This window comes from Methylobacterium sp. J-048 (genome assembly GCF_022829515.1).
GTDB lineage: Bacteria > Pseudomonadota > Alphaproteobacteria > Rhizobiales > Beijerinckiaceae > Methylobacterium.
In genome coordinates this window covers 1-17,825 of record NZ_JAKSYL010000180.1, presented here as the reverse complement: position 1 = coordinate 17,825, position 17,825 = coordinate 1, and the positions used below count along the sequence as shown (strand labels likewise).

The following is a 17,825-nucleotide window of genomic DNA, read 5'->3' as shown; positions in this document are numbered from 1 at the left end:
CGCGCTGACCGTGGTCGAAGGCGTTCCCACAATCGTGCTGCTGGCTGGTGTGTTGGTCGAACCCACGGGGGCGCTGGCCTGAGCGGCCGGGATCGTGGAACTCGCGGTCGGGGTTGCGACCGAGGGCTTCGCGCTGACCGCGGTCGAAGGCGTTCCCACAATCGTGCCGTTGGTCGGTGTGCTGGTCGAACTCACGGGGGCGCTGGCCTGCGCGGTCGGGACGGTGGAACCCGCGGTCGCGGTCTTCGTGCCCCCGGACCCGGTCGTCGGACTGGTGACCGTCGTCGTCGTGCCGGCGGGCGGGTTGGTTGTCCCCGAGGTGCTGCCGGTCGCAGGCTTGGTCGTCGCACCGGCTGTCGTCGTTGAGCCGGTGATCGGGTTGCTCGCGCCTTGGGACGACGTGGTCGATTGTGTCGAGGTCGCCGCACCCGTCGTGTTGCTCGAAGGAGCCGCACTCGTGGTCGTGGCGGCGGGCTTGGCCGAGCCGGTCGTGGTCGTCGTCGGGTTGGTCGTGCTGGTCGAACCCTTCGCGGCGCTCGCCGTGGTCGTGGCGGTCGTACTTGTCGATGCCGCCGCCGCTTTGGTGGCGCCGTACAGTCCCGGATCCTTGCCGTCCGGGCTCGATACGGTGTCCTGCCGGACGGCGACGGCGGACGAGTCCTTCGAATAGGCCCGGACGTAGTCGATCTTCGAGGTGATCGCCGTGCGGGCGATGTCGGCGTTGTTGCTGCCGCCTCCTTGCGTGGCCAGGTCGACCAGCATGTACATCGGGCTGTGCAGGTCAGAGGGCGTCGCCTGCGAACCGGTCAGCTGGCCGTCGACGTAGAAGCTGATCCGGTCGGCCTGCCAGTCCATGCCGTAGGTGTGATAGCCGTTCTGGTTCGGCATCACGCTGGTGACCTGGCGGTTCTGCTGCCAGGGGATGTTGGGCGTCTGGTCGGTGGTGTGGATCGTGCTGTAGACGGTGCTGGGCCCGTCGCCGTAGCGCTCGACGACGTCCAGCTCCTGGTGCTGGCCGGCGTTGTTCGGGTCCGGCTTCTGCTGGTTCGGCAGCAGCCAGAACGCGTCCCAGGCGCCGACCTGCTCGGAGAAGTCGGCCCGGACCTCGAAATACCCGTAGGTCTGGGAGAAGTTGCCCTGGGTGGTCAGCAGGCCGGATTCCCAGCTGCCGGGAACGCCCGACGCCGTCCTGTCCGGCACCGCCGTGATCGACAGGGCGCCGTTCTGGACCTGGAACGGGTCGTAGCCCGACCCCTTGTCCACGAAGGACGAGTGGCCGAAGCCGACATCGGCGTTCGCGTCACCGCGGTCCTGCGCGCGGATGTCGGCCCAGGTCGTTCCCGCTCCGGTTTGTGAGATGCTGCGCGTGTTGAATTCGTCGTCGAAGGTCAGCTTGTAGCCGGTCAGATCGACCATGAATATTCCCCCAGACTTGCAGCAAGGCGCGATTCTTCGATCGCAGCACAAGAAAGCTTGCCTACGTGGCTTCAGACCGCCGTCAGACGGACAGCCTGCCCAGCTTTATTTTCCTATTTTTAACGCTGTGGAAACATTACTTACGTGGTTGCGCGACTGTCAAGATTTGTATCTGAGCAGATTTTAAGATCCTCATTTCGACGTATGCAGATTAGTGTCATTCGATACCGTATTGGGGATTGACAGTGGCAGGCGCGCCCCAGCCGTCGATATGTATATCGTCCTAGTCTCGAGGCAGCTGGCTGTCGCTTCGGTGCGCACCGCGAGATTTCGAGCTTGGTCTGTATTCGGCTATCGGCGGCCGAAAGCGTGCGGCGATAGCGGCTTACGCCGATGGATCGGCACGCGGGAAGAACGCCGCGGGAATCCGCTCCATCGCGGCGCGGCTTTGGTCCGAGCGGGGCGCGACGGGCCCGGCAGATCCCGGCCGCCGCCTAAATTTTGGGCCCGCCAATTTCGCGCGCCGAGCGACGGATCAGGGCCGGGGGCCGGGTCTCGACACCAAGCCGCAGGGCGCGGTGCGGACGACGCTCAAGCTTCCGCCAGCAGGCGCTCGTACTCGGCCTCGGCCGGCCCGTAGGTGTCGCCGGCCAGATCCTTGAGCTTGTCGCGGTCGAGCACGGTGATGCGCCCCTCGCTCGCCCGGACCATGCCGGCGCCGGTCAGGACATACAGGGCGGCGGTGACGCCGGTGCGGCGCACGCCCAGCATCATCGCCATGAACTCCTGGGTGAGCGGCATCGCTTCGGCGTTCAGCCGGTCATGGGTCATCAGGATCCAGCGGGCGAGCCGTGCCTCGACGTTCAACTCGGCGCTCGCGTAGACCGTATAGCCCATCTGGATCATCAGGCTCAGCGCGTAGCGGCCCAGAACGCCCCGCAGGCTCGGGCTCGCCTGCAGCGCCTCGCGCAGGGCGGTCGCCGGGATGCGCAAAGCCTCGCCCCCGCCCTGCACGATCCCCAGGACGGGGGCGCGATCGGTCCCGAGCACGAGCGGCACGCCAGCCAGCCCCTCTTGGCCGACGAGCCCGATCTCGATCCGACCGCCCTCGGTCGCGGCCACGAGCGAGACTAGGCCGGTCTCGATGAAATAGGCGTGCGACAGCGGCTCATGGGCGCGGATCAGGGTATCTTGGAGGTGGAGCGGCAGGCGTTCGAGAGCCGGAGCCAGACGGGTGAAGTCTTCCGGGGCCAGGGCGCCGAGCAAGCGGTTGCGACTGTCGGATTGGCGAAGCTGAATCACGGCGCTGCTCCCAGACAGGGCAAGAGCACGTGGTCTCCCAGTCGTTCGCGCCCGAAAACTTCGGCGAACAATAATGAATATCTAGTACTATTTGGCCCGAAAAGATAGGTGACAACCCAGGGTACGATTTCGGACACAACCAGTAAAAGCCTATCGAAATCTGATCGAAATCCAGCGAACGGTCTTGTATGCGCAGATCCGTCGAATTTTATCGGATCGATACACGGCGACTGCATCGCGGATAGACTGGAAAGAACGGATGCCCACTGCTCGCCCGGCCGACATGGCGGCCTACGCGACGCCGCCCAAAAATCTCACGACCGAATTCGACCTTCCGCTGCGGGAACGCCTGGTTCCGAAGCAGAGCGAGGTTCTTGTCCCGGGAGCCACGCCGGACATCGCCCACTTGCTGCTGGCCGGCCATACCTGCCGCTACCGCATGTTGCAGGATGGCCGTCGCCAGATCACCGCCATTCTAGTTCCGGGCGACATCTGCGATCTCGAAGCGCTCCTGGCGGGGCGCTCTAGCTATGCCGTCAGCACGCTCACCCGCTGCACGCTCGGCGATATCCCGCTCTCGCGCTACGCGGCGACCCACGATCCGGCACTGATGGCAGCCCTGCAACGACGCCTGCGCCGCGACGAGGCCATCGCCCGCGAGTGGATCGTCAGCCTTGGCCGCCGGGACGGAATCGAGCGCACGGCGCATCTGCTCTGCGAATTGCGCTGGCGGCTCGCCGAGGTCGGACAGGCGACCGATGACAGCTATGAATTGCGCATCACCCAGCATGACCTCGCCGATGCCCTCGGCTTGACCTCCGTGCACGTGAACCGTGTGCTGATGAACCTGCGCGCCGAACGGCTGATCCACCTCAAGGGCGGCCAGTTGACGATCATCGATCGCCCGCGCCTGCAACATCTGGCCCAGTTCGATCCAGCCTATCTGATGCAGTGATCGGTGCACCCGCGCGCCTCGGTCGGTCTCGATGCGGCGGCGACATCCCGGACCGGGATCATGACGTCCGGGATGCGCCTTCGATATCCGCCGGCCGGCATCAGCGGGTCGGCAGCGCGGTCGCGGTGACGACGCGGGACGCGGTCGGGACCGCCGGGACGAGGCGCGGCGTGGTCGCCAGTTCGGTGACGGGACGCGCGGCCGAGGTCGCGCGGGCCTGCTCCCGGTAGAGCGGCGGCGTCAGGTTGACGGCCTCGTCCGCCAGGGCGGGACCGACCATCGGCACGAAAGCCAGGGCGGCGACGATGAAGGAACGCATGGACATGATGGAGATACCTCTCGATGTCCGGGTCAGGAACCCGGTGTCGAAGCGATATCTACGTTGCACTGCGTCATGATCCAAACAGATTGGATCGATACTTGATATCGATATCGTCAATGTCGACGCCGTTGGGTCCTTCGGCGATTGCCCACCGCATGGAACCCCACATCCGGCCGCAGGGTGAGATGGTTCGATCGCAACCGATGGGTGCGGTTCGCCGACCGTCATGCTAGGCCTTTCGGGTCAGCCGAACTTGCACGGATACTGATCCTCGAACCGAGACGTCGCATGCTGGGCTGGTTTCGTGCGTTGATGCCGAAGGAAGACCGGTTCTTCGATCTGTTCGAGCGTCATGCCGCGACGATCGTGGGTGGCGCGGCCGCCCTGCGGGCTCTGCTCGACGGCACCCAGGATGTGCCGGTGGCCTGCCAGGCGATCGCCGACCACGAGGATGAGGCCGACACGATCACCCGCGAGGCCCTGCTGGCCGTGCGCCGGACCTTCATCACCCCGTTCGACCGCGGGGACATCCAGGCCCTGGTCGGCTCCCTGGACGACGCCATCGACCAGATGCTCAAGACCGCCAAGACGGTGCAGCTGTTCGAGGTCACCGCGTTCGAGCCGTCGATGCGCGAGATGGGCGCGGTGATCCAGGAGGCGGCCGCCGCCACCGCCGAGGCGCTCCCGAAGCTCCGGTCCCTGGGCGAGAACGCGACCGTCCTGAACACCCTGACCGAGCGCGTCATCCAGCTCGAAGGCCGGGCCGACGATCTGCACAATGCCGGGCTCAAGGCCCTGTTCAAGGCGTCCCGGCAGGATCCCATGGCCTTCGTGGTCGGGTCCGAGCTCTACGATCACCTGGAGAAGGTCATGGACCGGTTCGAGGATGTCGCGAACCAGATCAGCAGCATCGTGGTCGAGCATGTCTGAGCCCGCCGCGTGACCCTCCTGATCGTCCTCATCGCCGTCGCCCTGGTCTTCGACTTCTTGAACGGCCTGCACGACGCGGCCAATTCGATCGCCACCATCGTGTCGACCCGGGTGCTCGCACCCCGCTACGCCGTCATCTGGGCGGCGTTCTTCAACTTCGTGGCGTTCCTGATCTTCGGTCTGCACGTCGCCGGCACGGTCGGCTCCGGCATCATCGACGTCACCATGGTGACCGACCGGGTGATCCTGGGCGCGCTCGGCGGCGCGATCAGCTGGAACCTGATCACCTGGTACGCCGGCATCCCGTCCTCGAGCTCGCACGCGCTGATCGGGGGGCTGCTCGGGGCCGGCATCGCCAAGGCGGGCCTGAGCGCGATCGTCTGGCCGGGCGTGATCGCCACCAGCGCCGCCATCGTGCTCTCGCCCGCCCTGGGCTTCGGTCTCGGGCTGCTGCTGATGCTGGCGGTGTCGTGGCTCTTCGTGCGCTCGACACCCCACGCGGTCGACCGGCTGTTCCGCGGGATGCAGTTCGTGTCGGCCTCGCTCTACTCGCTCGGCCATGGCGGCAACGACGCACAGAAGACCATGGGCATCATCGCGGTGCTGCTCTACGCGCACGGGGAGGGGGGCGGCGCGTTCCACGTGCCGCTCTGGGTGGTTTTGTCCTGCCAGACCGCCATGGCGCTCGGCACGCTGCTGGGCGGCTGGCGCATCGTCCACACGATGGGCTCGAAGATCACCCGGCTGTCGCCCATGCAGGGCTTCTGTGCCGAAACCGGCGGGGCCGTGACCCTGTTCGCCGCCACCGCGTTCGGGATCCCGGTCTCGACCACCCACACGATCACCGGGGCGATCATCGGCGTCGGTGCGGCCAAGCGCGTCTCGGCCGTGCGCTGGAACGTCGCCCAGGGCATCGTGGTCGCCTGGGTGATCACCATGCCGGCCGCGGCGCTGGTGGCGGCGCTGGTCTACGGCGTCGCGGGCTTCGTGCTGCCGTGACCGTTCCGAAGGTCGACGGACAGGGGCGACCCACGGCCGGGCTTTACTGAAGGCGCGGCGGAAAATTCTTGCACGACCGAGATCACTAAATTTGACTCTGAACCTATCGAAATCTGTATAAAATTACCTATTAAAAATTCACTATTCTGACAATAGGGGTCAGCTTGTTTCTTATCGCGGCCCTTTTATTTGCGGCCGGCGTTCTGGAAGGCTGGCGCTATCGGGCCCAGATGGTGGTGGCGAGTTCGATGCTCATCGCCGTGGTCTGCCTGCCGCTCTGGGCGCTCACGGACTCCTTAGACGCCGAGAAGGTGTTGGTGCTGCTCGCCTATCTGGCCGCGCACCAATCCGGCTACCTCGTGGGCGCCTGTCTCGGTGCCGGCCCCCACCGGGATCGGCGCGCCCGCTCACCAGGTCCAGACGATCCGGCCGGTCTGGCGATAGATCACCCCCCACAGCCCGACCGACACGATCAACGCGCTCACGACGACCGGTAGCGGCGGCCGCTTGCCGTCCTCGCGGCGCAGTCTGGCGGACGCATCCTTCACGAACAGCCTGCCGGGCGCGACGTGCGCCGCGGACCCGAACAGGGGCGATCCCGGGGAAAGGTTCAGGCTGCCGCCGGAACGGCAGCCTGCGGCGCGGCTCAGGGGCCGAACTGCACGGGAACGCTGAGGTCGGCCATTCCGGTCTCGGCCAAGAGCTCGGCCGGGGGCGCCTTAAACGGGCTCGCCCCCTGCACCGCCCGCAGCGCCCGCTGGTCGAGGCCGCGGGAGCCCGAGCTGCGCTCGATTTCGGCCTGGCGCACCGAACCGTCGGCGGCGATCTCGACGCGCACCACCACGGTGCCGGCCGCGCCCCGGGTGGTCCCGCGCCGTTCCGTGCGGTCGACGGCGTCGATCCGCGTGACCAGGGCGGACAGCCAGGTGCGCACCGCCGGGGAGACGCCCGTCCGCGCCTGCGCCGACCAGGGCACCAGCAGGAGGCCGAGCACGACGATTCCGTGAGTCAACAGGCGTGACGACATGCTGGGACAACGACCCTGTGGCGGGATGGGAGCCCGGCTATCCTTACGCCGAAGGGTTTACCGGTCATGACCCCGCGAGCGGCGAGACGCGACGCCGGGCGGCCCGGCCGCCGCGGATCGTCCCTCTGTCAGCACACCTCTCGCGCGGGCGGGCCGGAAACTTGATCCAGGATGCGAAAGCCGCCTAGCCTGACGGTTATGAAAGTCGGTACCCCGGTTTCGATCCCGGGGGCCGCCGTGGACATCCGCCCGGAGACGAGGCAGCTCTGCGGCGGCGCCCGGCAAGTCCCCACCCGGATCGCACACGATCCCGGCGCGGGATCCGAATTCCACCCCAGATCGAGGAGAAGGCCCAGATGACCCGATTGGCGGAGCTGCAGAGCGACCCCGCGTTCCAGCAGGCCGTGCTCGCGGTGCGCGGCGCGGCCAGCACGCTGAGCGGCCGAGCCGTCACCGCAGAGGAAGCCAGCTTCCTGGTGGGGATCGCGCTGGCCACCTTCGCCAATGCCGGCGGCCTGAACGAGCCGAGCCTCAGCCGCCTCGGCCGCTTCTCGGACACGCTCGGGCAGGACGAGACCGTCGACAGCCTGACGAAGCACTGAAGCCGCAGACGTCTTCAGCGCTTACGAGACCGGCCTTGAAGCTGCGCCCGACGGGGATGCGATCAGAGAAAGCCCGTCCGCCGGGCCAGCATGACCACCAGGGCCAGGCCGGCGGCGAGGCTGACCGCGAGCATCGCGACGTTCGTCCAGAACCGGACAGGCCGGCTAGAACCCTCGATGCCGCTGGCGCTCAGCCGTACCCAGGGGACGTAGAGGAAGAGTGCCACCACCGTCAGGACCAGGAACGCGAAGGTGGCGAGCCGGCCGGAGAGCAGTGCGGCTCCGGCCAGGACGACCCAGCTGAGGACGATGCCGATCATGGTGAACAGGGCCGTCGTGTTCACGTCCGCATCATCCCCTCTGCGGATGCTTCGGGCCGCCGCTCTACGCTCAAAGCAGACCTCGACGATCACGGCTGAACGCCGCGCGATCCATGTCGGCTGTTCAACGATCAGCGCAAGACTTCGCGCGCTAGCGCATGTCGGCCGGAAATCGATTACGCTGGCCTAGAGATATCTGGTGCTGCGAGACAGGATTGAACTGTCGACCTCTTCATTACCAATGAAGTGCTCTACCACTGAGCTACCGCAGCAAGCGCCGTGGCGACCCCGCGTGGGGGCGTGTCCGTCCGGCTGAAAGGGGCCTTAAAGGATCGACGGAGCGTTGGCAACGGTGGATTACGCGTCCGTCGCCTTAACTTGCCGGGAGGTGGCGCGAATGATGGCGGCGAGGCCGGGCTCGGACACCGCCTCAGCCGCCTCGGCCGGGGTGAACCAGCGCAATTCGCGCTGATGCGCCTCGGGAAAGTTCTTCAGCTGCTTGCGCACCTGGAGGGGAAACACCTTGACCTGGCACAGGACGGCGTCGAGGTTCTTCAGGCGCTTCTGGTAGAAATAATAGCCGAGTGGACGCTTGCCGACATCGCCCCGCAGGCCAGCCTCCTCGTAGGCTTCGCGAGCCGCCGCCTCGAACGGCTTGCGGCCCTTCATCGGCCAGCCCTTGGGGATCACCCAGCGCCGGCTCTCCCGCGAGGTCACCAGCAAGATCCGGTTCTCACCGTCCTTGCCTTGCTGGAACGGCAGGACGCCGACCTGACGGCGCGGCTCGGACTCGTCATCAACACCGGCGGTCACGGCCGCACCGAGCGGGCCGGAGCCCATAGCAAGCCCAGCTGCAACGGCGCCTTCGCCGGGAAGTGAAAAGGAGAACAGATGGTCGGACCCTCGGTCAGCGGTTGGCAGCATCAGCAACAAAATAGGCAGTATCAGCAACTGCCGTCAACATAACCGCGCGGCACGGGCAAACGTTCAGCTTAGACTGATATCCCCGCGCATCCACTTCCGTTGCTGGCTATGGCTGCATTCAACCTCTGGTCACCCGATCCGCCGCACCGCACGCTCGCCTACGGCGGGAACAGCCGCAGCCGCCATACCGACCGACACCGGATCGGCAGCCGGGGCAGGCGACGTCTTGCTCGCGGGCATAATGGTCGGAAGCGGGGCGGCCGCGGTCGGGCTATCCGGAACGAGAACGGGCTGGGTCGTTTCGGGCTCCTGCGGCTCGACCACGGGCGCGGGGGCAGCCAACGTATTGGGGGGCTCGCGCCACGCGAAGGCATCGAGACAGCCGGTGACCGGCGAGACCGGCGCCCAGGTCTCGGAGGCGATCCCGTCGGCGATCCAGATCGCGTCCCGCGGCGCGCGTGCGGCCCGGGCCAGCCACTCGCGGGCTTGCCCCGAGGCCGCACCGTGCTCGGCCTCCTCGATCGCCGCCATCATCAGGCTGGTGCGCACGGTGGGACGGTCGGCGAACAGCGGCTTCACCGCTTCCCGGGCCCGGCCGTAATCCCGGGCATCGAGCGCCGCCTGCGCCACGGCGAGACGCGCCTCCGGGTCCCAGGACGACAGCTTGGCCAGGGTCTCGGCCCGGGCCAGCCGGTCGCGGACGGAATCGCCCGTGCGCAGGCCGAGATAGACCGCCGCGAGGTCGGGATGGGGATTGGCCTTCCAGGCCGCCTCGACGACCTTGGCGGCCTTGCGCAGATCGCCGCGACGCGACAGCAGCCGCCCGGCGATGCAGGCCGCCGGAACCAGATCGGGGGCGAGCTTGACGGCCTGCAGCGCCCGCTCGGTGGCCAGCTCGGGCTCGCCGGCCTCACGTTCACCGGCGATCGCTGTGAGAAGCACGGCCCGCTGGCGCCGGGCGGTCGCCTTGTCGATCAAGCCGAGCGAGGAGCGGCGCTCGATGGTCTCGAGGGCCGAGGCCCAGTCACCATCGGCCGAGTGGGCCTCCAGCACCGCCTCGTTGGCCCAGGTGACGCTCGGGGCGAGGCGGGCGGCCTCCACGGCGTAGGCGCGGGCGGCGGTCTCGTCCTCGCGGCGGCGCGCTTCCACGAACAGGCCGCGCAGGCCGAGCACCCGGGTCTCCGGATCGTCGACCATGCGCTGGAAGGCGCTCTCGGCCGCGTCGCGGTCGCCCGAGATCTGGGCCGCCTGGGCCTTGAGCAGGAGGGTCAGCGGCTCGGGTCCGAGCAGCCGCTCGGCATCCCCGGCATAGCGACGGGCGGCCAGCGGATCGCCCGAACCAACCGCCACCATCCCGCGCGACAGGGCGGAGAAGCCCTTGGCGCGGCGGCGCTCCGCCGAGCCGCGGACCAGCGCCTCCGGCAGGCCGATCACGCCGCGCACGATCGCCCAGAGCAGGCCGAGGACGATCGCCGCCGCGATCACCCCCACCAGGGCGACCGCGAGGCTGGTACCGATCTGGTAGCCGTTCCAGACGACGGTGACGGTGCCGGGCCGGTCGGCGATCCAGACCGCCCCGAAGGCGGCGAGTGCGAGCAGGGCCAGGAAGGCGAGGGCGCGCCACATGGGGTCAGTGTCTCCTGTCGATGGCCGCCGGGCGGCCGCCGCTGGGTGCGGAAGGGGCGGGGCCGCTGGGGGCCCGCCCGGCATTGATGCAGCCGCGCAGCGCGCGGATCGGCGCCGTCACGCCTAACGGCCGGGCGACGCCGCCGGAGCGGCACCGGCGGCCTGATCGGTCGGCAGGGCCTTGAAGGCGCCGGCGAGCAGCGTCCGCACGGCCTCCTCGGCGGCGGCCCGGGCCTTGAGCTTGGCGGCGAAATCGCCCGCCTGGTCCCGCACCTCGGCCGGCAGGGCCGCGAAGGCCGCGGATGCCGCCGCCAGGTCGCCGCGGTCGAGGGCCGCCTGGACCTTGGCCTCGGGCTCGTCGGACGCCTCCGGCGCGGAAGAGGGCGCATCGACCTTGCGCACCTGCACGAGGCCGTCGGCCATGCTCAGGAGCTTGGTGCGGAAATCGCCGGTCTCGGCCGCACTCTTGGCCCGCAGCGATTGGCGCTTGGCGGCGCTCTGCTCGGCGACCGGCCGGAACGCATTGGCGAGTTGTGCCGTCGTCGGCGCGCCCGTCCCGGCGAAGGGCGCGAGCGCCGCCGCTTGGGCCTCCGTGCCCGGGTCGAGCTTACGCAGGGTCGCCAGCGGCTCCGCGTAGGGCATGCCGGCCGCCAGCGCGGACGCCACCCGGTCGGCCACCACGACCCGCAGGGCCGCCTGCACGGTCGCGACCTCGGCCCGCTGGGCCAGGCCCTTGTCCAGGGCGGCGATCTTGTCGGCTTGCTCCTGAAGGCGGCGATCGACCGCCTTCGTGGCCTCGGCCGCCTGCGCCTGCCCGGCCTCGGCGGCGGTGCGACTCGCTTGTGTGGCGGCTTGGACCGCCTCGGTGGCGGCCTTCACCCGGGCGTCGAGAGCCTGCTGCAAGGTATCCAGGCGCTGGCCCAGGGCGGCGTCGGCCTCGGCATTGGCCTTGGTCCGCTGCTCGATCTCGCCCTGCAGGGCGGCAATTTTTTGGGACGCTTCGCCCTTGTTCGGCTGTTCGGACTCAAGCGCCTTCACCCGCGCGTCGAGCTCGGCGATCTGCTTGGGATCGGCAGCTTGGACCGCCCCGAGCTTCGCATCGCCCTGCTGGTCGCGCCCGGGCTCCCGGCCGGGCTCCTCCTGGAGCGCGGCCACCCGCTGATCGAGGCTGTCGAGGCGCGCCGTGAGATCGGCCGGCGGGGCCGAGCCGGGCGCCGCGGGCTGCCCATCCGTCGAACCGGCACCGGGGGCCGGGGTTTTCTCCAGCGCTTGGCGCGCCGCGGTCTCCGCGGCGGCGACGCGCTTGTCGAGATCGGCGAGCGCGTCGCGCGGCGCGAGTCCGTCCACGCGCTTGTCGAGGGACGCGACCTGGCCGGACAGGTTCGGGTCGGCGGCGTTCGGGCGCAGAGCCCCGCCGAGGCCAGCCCGCTCGACGCCGAACAGCGCGCCCGCGCCGATCAGGCCGCCGATCAGGCCGGCCGCCGCCAGGGAGCCGAAGCCGGCCCGGGCCCGCCCGGCCGACGGGCTCGGCACCGTCAAGGCGTTGCCGCCGGGGACCGCTCCCTTCGGAGGCTCCTTGCCCGCGTCCTTCGCGCTATTCTGCGTCCCGTCTTTGGGCGCTTCCTTGCCCGGCGTTGCCGGATCGGGGATGTGCTTGGCCTTCAGGTCGAGGATCGGCCCGGCCGTCACCGCGGCAGCTGCGGCTCCCGTCGCTGCCGCGCCGGGGCGGGGACCGCCGCCCGCCTGAGCACCCGCGCCCGGCTGGCCGGGCTTCGTGGGATCCGGTCTGGCTGGATCGGGCTTTCCGGGTTCGAACTTGCCGGATTCGGGCTTGCCGGGCTCTGGTTTGCCGGGTTCGGATTTCACCCCGGCAGCCGTCGAAGCCGCCTTGGCCGCCTCGGAGGCGGATGAGCCCGTGGCACCGGGCTGCGACACCTCGGGCTTGCCGACACCCGGCCCCGTGGTTGCGCCCACGGCAGGTTTCGGGCCGTCGCCGGTATTCGGTTTGCCAGCTTCGGACTTGTCCTCGGTCGGGTTGGCTCCACCCGGCTTGACGGTCGAGACCGGATCGGTCGCCGGCTTGGGCGGCGTGTTGGCCGGCACGGCCGGAGCCGGACTCGGTGCCTGATTCGAAGGGGCCTGCAGGGGCTTGGCGCCGCCGATCGCGGGTGCGGGCGACTTCGCCCCCGGCTTGGCATCTCCAGGCTTGGCGTCCGTCCGAGCGGGATCGCGCTGTCCGGGCGTAGACGGTGTACCGGCCGGCTTCGGGCCGCCGGTTCCGGGCTTGTCGGCGTCGCTGGGTGGTGGCGTCACGGGCAAGTCCTCCAACTCTTCGACGTCGCCGCGTCCCCGTAGCACCGCGGCGGCACCGGGCGCGAGGGCGAGATACGGCGGCTCGTTCGCTCTGTCACCGCGTGCCGTCACCGAGGCGCGGCGCTAAGGGCATCGAGCAGATCCGTTTCCCGCGGTCGTGCCGCGACGAAATGGACCGCGACACCGGCTGCTTCCAGGGGGGACGCAACATCAACCGACAGGCAGTAATGCCTCAGGCGGCGGAAAGCTCCGCCGTGCCCTGATCGATCCGCCAGCGCGAGCGCCGTGGCGGCGCTGCGGCGGGAGTAGTGCAGCGCCGCATCGAGCGCCCCGGCGGCGAGGCGTTCCTTCGCGGAACTCGGCAGATCCGGCACCGCGTCCGCCGAATAGACCACGAAGAGTACGACCGAAAACCCGGCGGCGGCCAGAGTCTCCGCGGGCTCGGGCTTGCGCGCGGTCCCGGTGGCGTGGAGCAGGCGGGCCCCCGCCGGCAGCGCCTCTGCGACCAGGGCGGCGAGCCCGGCCGCGTCGCCCGGACCTTGCCGTACCGGCCCGAGCCCGGCCGCGATCGCCAGGGCGGCCGTTCGGGCACCGACTGCGAAGACCGGCAGGCTGCGCAGGGCCGCGGTGTCCCGGAGCGCCGGCACCGCGTTGGCGCTGGTCAGCAGCAGCCCGTCGAACGGACCATCGGGCATAGCGGCGCCGGTCGGCCGCACCACCAGCACGGGCGCGACGAGGGGCGTATGCCCGCGCGCCGCCAGGGCCGTGCCGGTCCGGGCGGCTCCGGGCTCGGGCCGGGCGACCCAGACGCGCAACCCCTAGCCTTCGAGCGTGAGGCGGACGCCGTGGCGCGCCTGCGCCCCCGGCGGCAGCGGGCGCTGGGAATCGCGCGCCTCGAGCGGGCCGGAGAAATCGGCCCAGTCAGCGTAGCCGGTCCAGCATTCGAGCGAGAGGAACGGCGCGGTCGGCTTGGTCCAGACGGCGAGGTGGGGGAAATCCTCCATCTCCATCCGGATCGCCTTGTCGGGTCCGGTGAAGCGCATCCGGCGGCTCTTCGCGTTCCGGAACACGAACGCCTCCGTGAAGATCGCCGGGTCGAGCGGCAGGGTGTCGCCGTCCAGCGGGATCGGCTGCTCGTCGCGCAGCAGCAGCCCGCCCGGGCCGACCTGCGGGGCGAACGGGCGCTCGGACTGCTCGAATTCCACCGCGTAGCCGCCGTCCCGGGCGCGCGCGCCGCCCGCGAACGGCCACGGGAAGGCCGGGTGAAAGCCGAGGGCGTAGGGCAGGGGGACGTCGCCGGGATTGGTGACGGTGACGGCGAGGTCGAGGCCGGCCGGGCGGACCCGGGCTTCGATGTCGAGCCGGAAGGCGAACGGGTAATGCGCCTTCGTCTCCGGCCCGTCGGTGAGCCGCAGGGTCACCGCGTCGGTGCTGCGCGCCACCACCGAGAACGGCAGGTCCCGGGCGAAGCCGTGCTGCGCCATCGGGTAGGTCTCGGACCCGACCCGCACCTGCCCGCCGGCCGAGGCGCCGACCACCGGGAAGAGCCAGGGGGCGTGCCGGTTCCAATGCGCCGGGTCGCCACTCCAGAGATACTCGGTCCCGCCGACCCGCCAGGAGACCAGCTCGGCCCCGTGGGTGGCGAGCGTGGCCGTGGTTCCGTCCGGCGCTGTCAGGTCGATGCGCGTGCTCAAGCGGGCCTCCCGGGCGATCCTCGGACAGCCGAGGTAACGGACGCGGGCCGGGACGCAAGAGGGGAGCGGATCGGGTGAGCGGATCGAGTGGGCGGATCGGGTGGGCGGAGCGCTTTCCCGGCTTGCCGGCCTACGAGGCTGCGATAAACTCGGCGCTTCCGGATACCGGATCGAGCGAGTCGACGAGTTCCGGAAGGCGTTCGTGTCCGCACGATGATACAGGGACACGCACGGCGACGGGTCATCTGGAACAGGGCAGGAAGTCCGGTTTCGTATGTCAGTGCGAAGCTGAATCTGGATGAGGAGACCGTCGGTGCCGCTATCCACGCCATCAAGGCCGCGGCCGGGCTGCGCGGAGCCGACAGCGTCATCATCTACGACAACGGGGACATAACCGACGCGCGCGGCGAGGAGATCGGTAACATCCATGATGAAGACTGAAGCATCTCCGCTTCGAGCCTTCGCGACCCTCCGCTTCGAGGGCGATGCGCTCGACATATCCGCCGTGACGGACATCCTGCAGGTTTTCCCGACCCTCGCCTACAGGAAGGGCGAGCCGTTCAAGCTGGGCAAGAGAGGCTTGGAGAAGGTCGGCCAAACCGGCTACTGGTTCCTGAATACAAAAGACCTGGTCGGGACGCAGGATCTGAACGACCACGCCAGCTTTCTCATTGAAAGGCTGGCCGGGGAGGCTTCCCGGCTCGATCGCCTGAAGGCGCTGGTCGAGACGGAGGCTCTGTCCACGTTGGTCACGCTGTTCTGGTTCGGTTCGGCCGGTGCGACGCCTCCGCCGGTGAGTCCGCGTCTCCAAAGCTTGATCGGCAGCCTACGCGGGGGAATCGAGACCGACTTCTCGACCAAGGGCCGCGATCCCGGTGCGGTCGAAGGCCGAGCCGCCTGATACGATCGGATCGCCCACCCCTCACGCCAGCGCCCCCAATCCCGGCAGGATCGTCTCCGGCGGCCCGGAGGCGACGAGACGGCCGGCCTCCAGCACATGGACCGCGTCGGCCCCCTCCAGGGTGGAGAGCCGGTGGGCGATCAGGATCAGGGTGCGCCGGCCCGAGAGCGCCCGCAGGGCGCGCATCACCGCCCCTTGCGTCTCGTCGTCGAGCGCCGAGGTCGCCTCGTCGAATACGATCACGTCCGGGTCGTGGTAGAGCGCCCGGGCGATGCCGATACGCTGGCGCTGGCCGCCGGAGAGCCGCGCCCCGCGCTCGCCGACGCGCTCGTTGTAGCCGCGGGGCAGGGCGGCCACGAAGTCATGGGCGCCGGCAAGCCGGGCCGCGCGCTCGACGGCGGCGCGATCGGGGGCGTCGAGGCCCAACGCGATGTTCTCGGCGACCGTGCCGTCCACCAAGAAGACGTCCTGCGGGACGTAGCCGATGCGGTTCTGCCAGGCGGGGAGGGTATTTCCGTCGAGCACCCGCCCGTCCACGGTAAGCCGGCCCGTGCCCGGGGTGAGCACCCCCAGCAGCAGGCCCGCCAGGGTCGACTTGCCCGAGCCGGTGCGGCCCGCGAGCCCCACCGTGGTGTTGACCGGGATGGTCAGGTCGATGTCGGCCAGCGCCGGACGGCCGGTGCCGTAATCGAAGCCGATCCCCTCCAGCCGAATTTCTTTCGTAAAGGGAAGACGCTCGCCGGTGCGGGGCGCGGGATGACGCTCGTCGGCAAGCTCGTCGACGATCACCCGCACCACCGGGCTGTAGAAGCGCATCAGCGAGACGGAGGTAAAAATATTCTGGAAGGCCGGCAGCATCCGGTAGCCCGCGAAGGCGAACAGGCCGAGCAGCGGCAGGATCCCGGCCACATCCAGCCCCTGGGCCAGGGCGAACAGCACCACCACGATCACCCCGCCGAAGGCCAGGGCCTCGATCACGAAGCGCGGCATCTGGCCGGTGAGCAGGCTCGCTGCCGTGGCGACCGCGTAGGCCCGGGCCGGGGCGTCGAACCGGCCGGCAAAAGCCTCCGCCCGGCCGTAGAGCTTCAATTCCGTGAGCGCCCCGAACGTCTCCTGGACGATCCGGAACCGGGCCTCGTTGTCGGCCACCGAGCGGCCGCCGAGCCGGGCGAGCCGGGCCCGCATGATCAGGTAGATTCCGACATAGAGGCCGCCGAAGCCGCCCCCGAGGATCAGCGCGAGCTGCGGCGCGTAGCCCAGCAGGAAGACGATCACGGCGAGCGCGGAGGTCGCCCGGGAAGCCAGCACCGTGGCCGGGGTCAGCACGCCGACCACCAGCCGGTCGGTCTCGGACAGGACGTTCTTGGCGAGCTCGGCGCTATTGGCCTGGGCGAAGAACAGCCGCTCCCGGTCAAGGTAGCGGAACAGCAGCCGCCGGCTGAAACCGTAGCCGGCCAGATGCGTGAATAGCAGCTGCGCGTAGGTAAGCCCGGCATTGACCACGGCGGTGGTCAGGATCGCCAGGAGCGCCGCCCCACCGGTGACCAGCAAAAAACTGCGCTCGTCGGCGAGCCCGAGGGCTTCCCGGGCCTGGGCCAGGTACGGCACCCGCGTCGCCGCCGAGGGGTCCCCGACCAGGGTCAGGAACGGGATCACCGAGGCGACGCCGACCACCTCCAGCAGGGCCGCGACCGCGAGGCCCAGGGCGATCAGGGCGAGCCGACGCCGATCGCGCGCGCGCATGATGCGCACGAGATCGATCAATGCGCGCATGGTTCGGGACGGATCGGCGGAAGGGCTCGCATGGCCGGGCCGGGCTTAGAGGGCTCGGCGCCGGAGGGGAAGGTGGTTGGGGGCGGTTGGGTGGTTCCAGACCACGGGCTTCCCACCCAACCCCTTCATCCTGAGACCGTTTGAGTCATTGGTTCGGCCGCCCCTCGACTCACGTTGCGCCGACGGCTGGCGCAGCCACGCACGGGCCTGCGCGTCAGGATACGGCGCGGGTCCCCTCTCCCGTGCGGGAGAGGGACAGGGTGAAGGATGCGACTTCTCCGGAGAGACCTGATCCCTCACCCCAACCCTCTCCCGCACGGGAGAGGGGGCCTGTCGCGCTCCGTCTTCGACCTCGCCTTCAACCGACGGAGACCGTCAGTCGAGCTTCTTGAGCGAGCCCAGATCGACATCGCCGTTCTGGCTGGAGAAGGTCAGCGACTTGGTGCTGCCGTCCGATTGCGAGACGCCGCCGATCCGGTGGTCGCCGCTGTCGTAGGTCGAGACCTGGCCGTCGCGCTCGATCAGCAGCCGGTGCTTGTCCGGGAAGAACGCGTATTTCATCCCGTTCTGGGAGCCGCTGGTCGAGGGATCGCCCAGGTCCTTCGGCCAGAACGGCTCCATGCCCTTCATCGGCTTCATCGGTTCCATGGGCTTCATGGGTTCCATCGGCTTCATCGGTTCCACGGCGCGCCTCCTGTCCGGGTGAGTGACAGGAGGACGC

General features: G+C 69.4%; 19 protein-coding genes and 1 tRNA gene. 6 read left to right on the top strand and 14 right to left on the bottom strand.

Going from position 1 to position 17,825, the window contains the following annotated elements:
• The coding region (locus MKL09_RS18185; protein ID WP_244022393.1) for a glycoside hydrolase family 16 protein at positions 1 to 1,416 on the bottom strand (1,416 nt) is incomplete at its 3' end.
• A gap of 591 nt (positions 1,417 to 2,007) precedes the next feature.
• Positions 2,008 to 2,718, bottom strand: a complete 711-nt coding sequence (locus MKL09_RS18180) for a Crp/Fnr family transcriptional regulator (RefSeq protein ID WP_244022391.1) — start codon at positions 2,716 to 2,718, stop codon at positions 2,008 to 2,010.
• Between the two features lie 184 nt (positions 2,719 to 2,902).
• On the opposite strand from MKL09_RS18180, the gene MKL09_RS18175 reads away from it, so the two are divergent.
• Positions 2,903 to 3,673, top strand: a complete 771-nt coding sequence (locus MKL09_RS18175) for a Crp/Fnr family transcriptional regulator (RefSeq protein WP_244022389.1) — start codon at positions 2,903 to 2,905, stop codon at positions 3,671 to 3,673.
• A gap of 100 nt (positions 3,674 to 3,773) precedes the next feature.
• Here MKL09_RS18175 and MKL09_RS18170 read toward each other — a convergent pair whose 3' ends face one another.
• The gene (locus MKL09_RS18170) at positions 3,774 to 3,998 is read right to left on the bottom strand and encodes a hypothetical protein (protein WP_244022387.1); all 225 of its coding nucleotides are present in this window, start codon (positions 3,996 to 3,998) and stop codon (positions 3,774 to 3,776) included.
• A 285-nt stretch (positions 3,999 to 4,283) separates the two neighbouring features.
• Between MKL09_RS18170 and MKL09_RS18165 the strand changes: the two genes are divergently transcribed.
• The gene (locus tag MKL09_RS18165) at positions 4,284 to 4,925 is read left to right on the top strand and encodes a DUF47 domain-containing protein (protein WP_244022385.1); all 642 of its coding nucleotides are present in this window, start codon (positions 4,284 to 4,286) and stop codon (positions 4,923 to 4,925) included.
• A gap of 9 nt (positions 4,926 to 4,934) precedes the next feature.
• Positions 4,935 to 5,924, top strand: coding sequence for an inorganic phosphate transporter (locus MKL09_RS18160; protein WP_244022383.1), 990 nt, complete (start codon positions 4,935 to 4,937; stop codon positions 5,922 to 5,924).
• A gap of 407 nt (positions 5,925 to 6,331) precedes the next feature.
• Here MKL09_RS18160 and MKL09_RS18155 read toward each other — a convergent pair whose 3' ends face one another.
• The gene (locus tag MKL09_RS18155; RefSeq protein WP_244022381.1) at positions 6,332 to 6,472 is read right to left on the bottom strand and encodes a hypothetical protein; all 141 of its coding nucleotides are present in this window, start codon (positions 6,470 to 6,472) and stop codon (positions 6,332 to 6,334) included.
• A 98-nt stretch (positions 6,473 to 6,570) separates the two neighbouring features.
• Positions 6,571 to 6,951 carry an energy transducer TonB gene (locus MKL09_RS18150; RefSeq protein WP_244022379.1) on the bottom strand — a complete coding sequence of 127 codons (381 nt, stop codon included), beginning with the start codon at positions 6,949 to 6,951 and terminating at the stop codon, positions 6,571 to 6,573.
• Between the two features lie 356 nt (positions 6,952 to 7,307).
• Between MKL09_RS18150 and MKL09_RS18145 the strand changes: the two genes are divergently transcribed.
• Entirely contained in the window at positions 7,308 to 7,553 is a 246-nt protein-coding gene (locus MKL09_RS18145; protein WP_244022377.1) for a hypothetical protein, read from the top strand.
• A 62-nt stretch (positions 7,554 to 7,615) separates the two neighbouring features.
• Here the strand turns inward: MKL09_RS18145 and MKL09_RS18140 are convergent, their stop codons facing one another.
• From MKL09_RS18140 to MKL09_RS18110, 7 genes are all read right to left on the bottom strand, one after another.
• Positions 7,616 to 7,897 (bottom strand): hypothetical protein, encoded by a 282-nt coding sequence (locus tag MKL09_RS18140; protein ID WP_244022375.1) that lies wholly within the window; start codon positions 7,895 to 7,897, stop codon positions 7,616 to 7,618.
• A gap of 173 nt (positions 7,898 to 8,070) precedes the next feature.
• A tRNA-Thr gene (locus MKL09_RS18135) sits at positions 8,071 to 8,145 on the bottom strand.
• A gap of 85 nt (positions 8,146 to 8,230) precedes the next feature.
• Entirely contained in the window at positions 8,231 to 8,686 is a 456-nt protein-coding gene (locus MKL09_RS18130; protein WP_244022373.1) for an NUDIX hydrolase, read from the bottom strand.
• 240 nt (positions 8,687 to 8,926) lie between these two features.
• Positions 8,927 to 10,423, bottom strand: a complete 1,497-nt coding sequence (locus MKL09_RS18125; RefSeq protein WP_244022372.1) for a heme biosynthesis protein HemY — start codon at positions 10,421 to 10,423, stop codon at positions 8,927 to 8,929.
• A 123-nt stretch (positions 10,424 to 10,546) separates the two neighbouring features.
• Complete coding sequence (locus MKL09_RS32040) at positions 10,547 to 12,736, bottom strand: translation initiation factor 2 (RefSeq protein WP_313901193.1); 2,190 nt, start codon at positions 12,734 to 12,736, stop codon at positions 10,547 to 10,549.
• A gap of 107 nt (positions 12,737 to 12,843) precedes the next feature.
• Complete coding sequence (locus MKL09_RS18115) at positions 12,844 to 13,551, bottom strand: uroporphyrinogen-III synthase (RefSeq protein WP_244022370.1); 708 nt, start codon at positions 13,549 to 13,551, stop codon at positions 12,844 to 12,846.
• Positions 13,552 to 13,554: 3 nt separating this feature from the next.
• Positions 13,555 to 14,430 (bottom strand): aldose 1-epimerase family protein, encoded by an 876-nt coding sequence (locus MKL09_RS18110; RefSeq protein ID WP_244022368.1) that lies wholly within the window; start codon positions 14,428 to 14,430, stop codon positions 13,555 to 13,557.
• A 213-nt stretch (positions 14,431 to 14,643) separates the two neighbouring features.
• Here MKL09_RS18110 and MKL09_RS18105 point away from each other — a divergent pair, with 213 nt between their 5' ends.
• Together MKL09_RS18105 and MKL09_RS18100 are read left to right on the top strand one after the other, a co-directional pair.
• On the top strand, positions 14,644 to 14,871 hold the full coding sequence (locus MKL09_RS18105) for a hypothetical protein (protein WP_244022366.1): 228 nt from the start codon (positions 14,644 to 14,646) through the stop codon (positions 14,869 to 14,871).
• The gene (locus MKL09_RS18100) at positions 14,858 to 15,331 is read left to right on the top strand and encodes a DUF4279 domain-containing protein (RefSeq protein ID WP_313901192.1); all 474 of its coding nucleotides are present in this window, start codon (positions 14,858 to 14,860) and stop codon (positions 15,329 to 15,331) included. The genes MKL09_RS18105 and MKL09_RS18100 overlap by 14 nt, the downstream gene beginning before the upstream one ends.
• Positions 15,332 to 15,352: 21 nt before the next feature.
• Here the strand turns inward: MKL09_RS18100 and MKL09_RS18095 are convergent, their stop codons facing one another.
• On the bottom strand, positions 15,353 to 17,104 hold the full coding sequence (locus MKL09_RS18095) for an ABC transporter ATP-binding protein (protein WP_244022363.1): 1,752 nt from the start codon (positions 17,102 to 17,104) through the stop codon (positions 15,353 to 15,355).
• Positions 17,105 to 17,479: 375 nt separating this feature from the next.
• Positions 17,480 to 17,770 carry a hypothetical protein gene (locus MKL09_RS18090; RefSeq protein WP_243963090.1) on the bottom strand — a complete coding sequence of 97 codons (291 nt, stop codon included), beginning with the start codon at positions 17,768 to 17,770 and terminating at the stop codon, positions 17,480 to 17,482.
• Positions 17,771 to 17,825 lie beyond the last annotated feature (55 nt).